Source organism: Streptomyces sp. NPDC059851, from assembly GCF_042732005.1.
In the GTDB taxonomy this organism is placed as follows: domain Bacteria; phylum Actinomycetota; class Actinomycetes; order Streptomycetales; family Streptomycetaceae; genus Streptomyces.
This window is the reverse complement of sequence record NZ_JBHWJJ010000076.1, coordinates 1-7,590: the sequence shown is the minus strand read 5'-3', so window position 1 is coordinate 7,590 and position 7,590 is coordinate 1. Positions and strand designations below refer to the sequence as shown.

The following is a 7,590-nucleotide window of genomic DNA, read 5'->3' as shown; positions in this document are numbered from 1 at the left end:
GGGCGCCGGATGGCGCACCGCCCCATTTTTTGTCCGAATTTCGATGCCTGGTGCACGGAACCGCACCAGGCGCCACAGCCATCTCACGGGCAGCAGGTTCTGTTGTGGGTGGGGAAGTCCTGGTTCCGGATACTTCCGGAGGTATGGCGCCGTGACCTGCGGTTATGGGTGGATATTTCCCGAAACTCCACTACTCTGAAGCCTGTTCGAACCCGTTCACCGGGTTCCTCGCACCTGACCAAGGGGGGTACGGTGCTCCGTCGCCGTGTCATGTTGTCCGCCGCTCTCGTCGCGGCGGGGGTCGGTCTCGTCTCGGTACCGGCACAGGCCGCCGGCCCGTCCGGGAAGGACGTACGGGCGGTCACCGCGCCCAAGGCCGACCCGCTCAAGCTGAAGGCCGCCGCGCAGACCTTCACCAGCCCCGCGGACCGCACGGTCCGCAAGCCGCTGGCCGCCGCGCAGGGCAAGGCGCAGGGCGACGCGCAGGGCAAGGCCGACGCCGCCCCGCGGGCCGGGGCGGCGGACGGCAACCCGGACCTGCGGGTCGCCCTCAACGCCAAGTCCGAGACCGCGCACGGCCTCGACCTCGAAACCGTCGTCACCAGTGCGGCCGGGCCGCTCTCCGTCACCGTCGAGTGGGGCGACGGGACCAAGGACACCGCCGAGGCGTCCGGCGGCGGCACCCTGAACCACAGTCACCGGTACGCGGAGCTGGGTGACTACACCGTGAAGGTCACCGTGACCGATGCGGCCCGGGGCGTCCAGGCCGTCAACGAGCTCTCGATGCGCACCATCGGCTCCGACTTCACGCCGCACGCGCCCACCCGCCTGCTCGACACGCGCAACGGCACCGGCGCCGCCAAGGCCAAGGTCCGCGGCCGGGCCGGTGTCAACCTGAAGGTCGCCGGCGCCGCCGAGATCCCGGCCGAGGCCACCGCCGTCGCCCTGAACGTGACCGTCACCAACACGATCGCCGCCGGTCACATCACGGCGCACGCCGGCCGGACGGCGCCGCCGGCCACGTCGAACCTCAACTACGAGGCCCACCTCACCCACTCGAACCTGGTCATCGTGCCGATCGGCTCCGACGGCACCGTGGAACTGACCAACAGCGGCTGGGACGCGGTCGACCTGGTCGCGGACGTGACCGGGTACTTCACCCGGTCGGCGGCCGACGGCTACAGCGCGCTGGGCCCCGAGCGGATCGTCGACACCCGGGCCGGGCTCGGCCCGCAGAAGCGGACGGTGCCCGGCTACGGCTCCTTCGACGTCCGGGTCGCGGGCAGCGGGAAGGTCCCCGCGGGCGCCACCGCCGTGGCGCTGAACGTGACGGCCACCAACCAGAAGGCCCCCGGTCACCTGACCGTCTTCCCGAGCGGCAGCCCGACCCCGTCGACGTCCAGCGTGAACTTCATGGCGGCGACGACCACCGCCAACGCGGTTATCGTGCCGGTCGGCGCGGACGGGAAGATCAGCATCCGGAACGGCAGCTGGATGGACGCCGACGTGGTGGTCGACGTCGTCGGCTACTACAGCAAGGACAGCAAGGCGTCGTACCTGCCGCTGCCGAGGCCGTACCGCATGTTCGACACCCGCACCACCCACCGGGACCCCGGCCCCGTCCCGCCCCGGAGCTACGCCTGGCTCCCGCTGTCGTTCGGCGCCAAGGGCTTCGAGGCCTTCGTCCTGAACACCACCGTCACCAACACCTCCAGCGGCGGCTTCCTATCGGTGGCCCCGGACCCCAACTCGTGGGACCAGTACGCGGAAGGCAATGCGGTCCAGCCGCCGCAGCCGCTCTCCTCCACGTTGAACTGGATGGGCGGAAGGACCGTCCCGAACCTGGTCCAGGCGGCCGCCGGCGAGCACGGCGTCGTCGACTTCTGGAACCAGAGCCCGGACTCCGTCGACCTGGTCGTCGACGTCTTCGGCTACTACGACACCAAGTAACCGCAGGGGAAGACGAAAGGGGCGGTGCGCCGGTCGGCGCACCGCCCCTTTCCGGACGGGGGGCGGCCCGTCCTACAGGAACGAGTTGATCTCGATCGTCTCGGTGCGGCCCGGGCCGACGCCGATCGCGGAGATCGGGGCGCCCGACATGTCCTCCAGGGCCTTCACGTACGCCTGCGCGTTCTTCGGCAGGTCGGAGAAGGTCTTGGCCTTGGTGATGTCCTCGGACCAGCCGGGCAGGTACTCGTAGACGGGCTTCGCGTGGTGGAAGTCCGTCTGCGAGTAGGGCAGCTCCTCGACGCGCTGGCCGTCGATCTCGTACGCGACGCAGACCGGGATCTGCTCCCAGCCGGTCAGCACGTCCAGCTTGGTGAGGAAGAAGTCCGTCAGGCCGTTCACGCGGGTGGCGTAGCGCGCGATCACCGCGTCGAACCAGCCGCAGCGCCGGTCGCGGCCGGTGGTGACACCGCGCTCGCCGCCGATGCGGCGCAGGTCCTCGCCGTCCTGGTCGAACAGCTCCGTCGGGAACGGGCCGGCTCCGACGCGGGTGGTGTAGGCCTTCAGGATGCCGATGACCCGGGAGATCTTGGTCGGGCCGACGCCCGTACCGGTGCAGGCGCCGCCCGCGGTCGGGTTCGACGAGGTCACGAACGGGTACGTGCCGTGGTCGACGTCGAGCAGGGTGCCCTGGCCGCCCTCGAACAGCACGACCTTGTTCTCGTCGAGCGCGTTGTTGAGGATCAGCGTGGTGTCGGCGACGTACGGCTTGATCTGGTCCGCGTACTGGAGCATCTCCTCCACGATCGCGGCGGCGTCGATCGCGCGGCGGTTGTACAGCTTGGCGAGCAGCTGGTTCTTGTTCTCCAGCGCCGCCTCGACCTTCTGGGTGAGGATCGACTCGTCGTACAGGTCCTGGACGCGGATGCCGACGCGGTTGATCTTGTCCGCGTAGGTCGGGCCGATGCCGCGGCCGGTGGTGCCGATCTTGCGCTTGCCGAGGAAGCGCTCGCCGACCTTGTCGAGGGTGACGTTGTACGGCGTGATCAGATGGGCGTTTCCGCTGATCAGCAGCTTGGACGTGTCGATGCCGCGCTCATTGAGCCCGCGCAGCTCGGAGAGGAGTACGGACGGGTCGACGACGACGCCGTTGCCGATGACCGGGGTGCATCCGGGGGAGAGGATGCCGGAAGGGAGAAGGTGCAGCGCGTACTTCTGGTCGCCTACGACGACCGTGTGGCCGGCGTTGTTGCCGCCCTGGTAGCGCACCACGTAGTCAACGGATCCACCGAGCAGGTCGGTGGCCTTTCCCTTGCCCTCGTCACCCCACTGAGCTCCGAGCAGCACAAGAGCGGGCACAGGCGTACACCTCTTCCGGATGGGGCATGTCCAAGGCCAGGGGGCGTACGACGATGTACACCGCAGGCTGGGCCGTCGGACCGGTACCCCGGAATAGACGAAGGCCCTGGCGCAATAGCGCAAGGGCCTCTTGCACAAAGATGCTACCCGAGGAAGGACCGAGGTGTCGGCTCCGGAGCCCACCATGAGCCCTGCGGGCGCGCCGGTCGGCGGCCTGCTCGTGCTCGTCGACCCGGTCGCCCGCCGTCTCGACGGCGAGTCCGTGCGGATCGCGAGGGATGTTCTGTCGGCGGGGGCGGCGGCGAAGGTCTGCCTCCCGGACTCGCCGGAGGAGTTCGCGCGGGCCCTCGCCCGCCGGGGCCATCGGCGGCCCGTGATCGTGGGCGACGACCGGGCACTGGTGCGGGCCGTAGGGCTGCTGCACCGGGAGCGGGGGCTCGGCGAGGGCGCCGCGGGCGTCGTCTCCGTCATCCCGGTGGGGCAGGCGGGGGCGCTGGGGCTGGTGAGGGCGCTGGGGGTGCCGTTGTCGGCGGTGTCCGCGGCGCGGGCGGTCCTGGACGGGGTCGTCGGCATGCGGGACCTGCTGGTCGACGACAGCGACGGGGTGGTGCTGGGGGCCCTGCGGATTCCACCCGTTCGGCCGTCCGTGCCGCGGCCCGCGGGGCCCTCGGTGCGCAGCGCGTACCGCTCGCTGGTGCGCACCCTGGTCGGACCGCCGCCGGCGCCCGCCCGGGGCGGGGCCGGCGGGCACCGGCTGCGGGTGGAGGCCGACGGGGTGGTGCTGGCGGACGTGGACCGGCCGGTGGAAGACCTGTCGCTGGAGCCGGGCCGGGGCGGGCTCGCGGAGGTCGTCGTCCGGGTGGACGGGACCGCGGTCGGGGCCCGGGCACGGGTCGTTTCCGTGGCCGGTTCCGACTTCCGGTACCGGGCCGACGAGGCGGCCGCCGGGCCGGTGCGCCGGCGCACGTGGACCGTGCGACCGGCGGCGTGGGGGCTCGTCCTCCCGCGCTGACCGCGGGACCGGGTGGGATCAGATCAGGTCGGTCGCCCGGGTCAGGTGAGGTCGAGGGTGGCCCGGTGGGCGCGCCAGCGGTCCATCATCCCGAGCAGCTCCTGCTGCAGGAACTCGAAGAACGCCGCCGTCTCGGCGACCCGCGCCCCGGCGGGGGTTTCGGCGCCGAGACCGGCCACGCCCTCGCGCAGGGTCTTTTCCCACAGGGTCAGGACCTGGTCGCGGCGGGTGAAGGTTTCGTACCAGAGCTCGTTGTGCAGGACGTACCGGTCCCGGCGGGAGCCCGGCTCGCGCTCGCGGCTGACCATGTTGACCTGCGCCAGGTACGACACCGCGCCCGACACCGCCGCCGGGCTGATCTGCAGGGCCTCGCTCAGCTCGGCCGAGGTCATCGCGCCGCTGTCGCTGGCCAGCAGCTGCGCGAAGACGCGGGCGGCCATGCGCTGCATGCCCGCGTCGGTCAGCTGGGCCGCGAACCGCTCCACGAAGCGGGAGACCGCCTCGGTGTCGCGTTCGTCGCGCGCTTCCTGCTCGTCCCGGCCGTCCTGCGCGTTCGCTGTGTTCATCTGCTTCGCCACCCTTCGAACTTTACGCGGTTCCCGAGCTTCACAAATTTGTGAAAGTAGCGTACGTTCAGAATCATGACGAAGGCAATCAGCGTCGCCGGACTCCGCAAGGCGTTCGGCCGCACCCACGCTCTGGACGGACTCGACCTCTCCGTCGCCACCGGCGAGGTCCACGGCTTCCTCGGCCCCAACGGCGCCGGCAAGTCCACGACCATCCGCGTCCTGCTGGGCCTGCTGCGCGCCGACTCCGGAACCGCCGAGCTGCTCGGCGGCGACCCGTGGGCCGACGCCGTGGAGCTCCACCGCCGCGTCGCCTACGTCCCCGGCGACGTCACCCTGTGGCGCAACCTCTCCGGCGGAGAGGTCATCGACCTCTACGGGCGGCTGCACCAGGGCAGCCGCGCCGGGCAGGGCGGTGGCGGGCGACGGGCGGGCGGCCACGACCGGACCCGCCGCGCCGAACTCATCGAACGCTTCGAGCTCGACCCCACCAAGAAGGGGCGCACGTACTCCAAGGGCAACCGGCAGAAGGTGGCGCTCGTCGCCGCCTTCGCCTCGAACGCCGAACTGATCGTGCTCGACGAGCCCACCTCCGGCCTCGACCCGCTGATGGAGGAGGTCTTCCAGGACTGCGTCGCCGAAGCCCGCGCCGCGGGCCGCACCATCCTGCTCAGCTCGCACATCCTCAGCGAGGTCGAGGCCCTCTGCGACCGCGTCAGCATCATCCGCAAGGGACGCACCGTGGAGACGGGCAGCCTGGCCGAGCTGCGGCACCTCACCCGCACGTCGATCAGCGCCGAGCTCGCCGGCCCGCCCAACGGCCTCGCGCACCTGCCCGGCGTCCACGACGTCAAGGTGCAGGGGCGGCGGATCCGTCTCCAGGCCGACACCGACAAGCTGGACGCCGTACTGCGCTCCCTCACCGACTCCGGAGTGCGGTCGCTGACCGCGACCCCGCCCACCCTCGAAGAACTCTTCCTGCGCCACTACGCGGACGACGCGCACGCGGAAGCGGCGACCAAGGCAGGCGCATCGCGATGAAGGACCAACTCGCCGGAACGACGGTCCTGCTGAGGCTCGCCCTGCGCCGCGACCGGGTCATGATGCCGGTGTGGGTGCTGGTCGTGGCCCTGCTGGTGCTGAGCCTGCCCGCCTCCCTGGAATCGGCGTACGCGACCGAAGCCGACCGGGCACGGCTCGCCGACGCGATGAACACCAACGGCTCGCTGCGCGCCCTGTACGGGCCCGTCTTCGGGGACTCGCTCGGCGCGCTCACCGCCTGGCGGGGCGGCGTCTTCGCCGGGGTCCTCGCCGGGATCATGAGCCTGGCCATCGTGGTCCGGCACACCCGCGAAGAGGAGGAGACGGGCCGTCAGGAAATGCTGTCGGCCGCCAGGGTGGGACGGCGCGCCCCGCTCACGGCCGCACTGCTGGCCGCCCTGACCGCCAACACGGTCGCCGCCCTCCTCGTGGCCGGCGGCCTGGCCGGGGCGCACGGCACGGCCGGCGCGCTCGCGCTCGCCCTGGGCATCGGCGCCACCGGCATGCTCTTCGCGGGCATCGCCGCCATCACAGCACAGCTCACCGAGAGCGCACGGCTCGCGAAGGGCCTCGCGGGGGCGCTGATCGGCACCGCGTTCGTGCTGCGCGCCGCCGGCGATGCGGGCAGCGCCTCCGGGGACAGCGCGCTGACCTGGGCCTCGCCGCTGGGCTGGCTGGAACACGTACGGGCCTTCGCCGGCGAACGCTGGTGGGTGCTCGGCCTGTTCGCCGCGGCAGCCGGGGTCCTGGTGGCGGTCGCGTACGCACTCGCCGGCCGCCGCGACATCGGGATGAGCTTCCTCCCCGCCCGCCCGGGTCCCGCCGAGGGCCGGATCGGCAGCGCCGGCGCGCTGGCCTGGCGACTCCAGCGGGGCAGCCTGGCCGGCTGGAGCATCGGGTTCCTCACGGCAGGAGCGGTCTTCGGGGCGATGACCGACGGCGCAACCCAGCTCGTCGGTGACAACGCGCGGACCCGCGAGATCATCCAGCGCATGGGCGGGCAGAGCGCACTCGCCGACGCCTTCCTCGCCACCATGGCCGGCATGCTCGGCATGGTCGCAGCCCTCTACATCGTCTCGGCGGTGCTCCGGCTGACCGGCGAGGAGACCGGGCAGCGTGCCGAACCGCTGCTCGCCGCCCCCGTCGGGCGGCTGCGCTGGGCCGGCGGCCACCTGGCCGTGGCCTTCGGCGGGTCCGCACTGATCCTTCTGCTCGGCGGGCTCGGCCTGGGCCTCGGGCACGGCCGGGACCTGGCCGGGGCGGCCGGCGCCACCCTCGCCCAGCTGCCGGCGGTGTGGGTGATCGGCGCCCTGGCGGCCCTGCTGCACGGTGCCGCCCCGAAGTACGCCCCCGGCGCCTGGGCGCTGGCCGGAGCCGCCCTGCTGCTGGGGTGGATCGGCCCGGCCCTGAACCTTCCGCAGACCGTCCTGGACCTCTCGCCGTTCGCCCACCTGCCGAAGCTGCCGGGCGCGCAGGACCTGACTTGGACGCCGCTGCTGGCCCTGACCGGCCTCGCCGCGGCCCTCCTCGCCGCGGGCCTCACCGCCCTCCGGCGCCGCGACCTCACCTCCTGACCGGGAACGCGCCGTAGGCCCCCCCGCGCGGCGGGGGGGGCGGGGGCGGGATTTAGAGCGCGCGGCAGAAATCGAGGAGGTGGACGCGCCG

General features: G+C 72.3%; 6 protein-coding genes. 4 read left to right on the top strand and 2 right to left on the bottom strand.

What is annotated here, in order from left to right; all coding sequences use genetic code 11:
* Positions 1 to 252 precede the first annotated feature (252 nt).
* A complete protein-coding gene (locus tag ACFV7Q_RS23910; RefSeq protein ID WP_385431314.1) occupies positions 253 to 1,950 on the top strand; it encodes a PKD domain-containing protein in 1,698 nt (565 codons plus the stop codon).
* A gap of 72 nt (positions 1,951 to 2,022) precedes the next feature.
* Here ACFV7Q_RS23910 and ACFV7Q_RS23905 read toward each other — a convergent pair whose 3' ends face one another.
* A complete protein-coding gene (locus tag ACFV7Q_RS23905) occupies positions 2,023 to 3,306 on the bottom strand; it encodes an adenylosuccinate synthase (RefSeq protein WP_385431313.1) in 1,284 nt (427 codons plus the stop codon).
* Between the two features lie 184 nt (positions 3,307 to 3,490).
* On the opposite strand from ACFV7Q_RS23905, the gene ACFV7Q_RS23900 reads away from it, so the two are divergent.
* Positions 3,491 to 4,318, top strand: coding sequence for a diacylglycerol kinase (locus tag ACFV7Q_RS23900; protein ID WP_385431312.1), 828 nt, complete (start codon positions 3,491 to 3,493; stop codon positions 4,316 to 4,318).
* A gap of 41 nt (positions 4,319 to 4,359) precedes the next feature.
* On the opposite strand, the gene ACFV7Q_RS23895 is transcribed toward ACFV7Q_RS23900, so the two are convergent.
* A complete protein-coding gene (locus tag ACFV7Q_RS23895; protein ID WP_385431338.1) occupies positions 4,360 to 4,884 on the bottom strand; it encodes a GbsR/MarR family transcriptional regulator in 525 nt (174 codons plus the stop codon).
* A gap of 75 nt (positions 4,885 to 4,959) precedes the next feature.
* On the opposite strand from ACFV7Q_RS23895, the gene ACFV7Q_RS23890 reads away from it, so the two are divergent.
* Positions 4,960 to 5,925: an ATP-binding cassette domain-containing protein gene (locus tag ACFV7Q_RS23890; protein WP_385431311.1), complete on the top strand. Its 966-nt coding sequence runs from the start codon at positions 4,960 to 4,962 to the stop codon at positions 5,923 to 5,925.
* Complete coding sequence (locus ACFV7Q_RS23885) at positions 5,922 to 7,499, top strand: ABC transporter permease (protein ID WP_385431310.1); 1,578 nt, start codon at positions 5,922 to 5,924, stop codon at positions 7,497 to 7,499. The genes ACFV7Q_RS23890 and ACFV7Q_RS23885 overlap by 4 nt, the downstream gene beginning before the upstream one ends.
* Positions 7,500 to 7,590: the final 91 nt, after the last annotated feature.

What these genes read in the sequence shown, in the direction of transcription:
- ACFV7Q_RS23900 (WP_385431312.1), top strand. Translation starts at nt 3,491, where the DNA reads ATGAGCCCTGCGGGCGCGCCGGTCGGCGGCCTGCTCGTGCTCGTCGAC.
- ACFV7Q_RS23895 (WP_385431338.1), bottom strand. Translation starts at nt 4,884, where the DNA reads ATGAACACAGCGAACGCGCAGGACGGCCGGGACGAGCAGGAAGCGCGC.
- ACFV7Q_RS23890 (WP_385431311.1), top strand. Translation starts at nt 4,960, where the DNA reads ATGACGAAGGCAATCAGCGTCGCCGGACTCCGCAAGGCGTTCGGCCGC.
- ACFV7Q_RS23885 (WP_385431310.1), top strand. Translation starts at nt 5,922, where the DNA reads ATGAAGGACCAACTCGCCGGAACGACGGTCCTGCTGAGGCTCGCCCTG.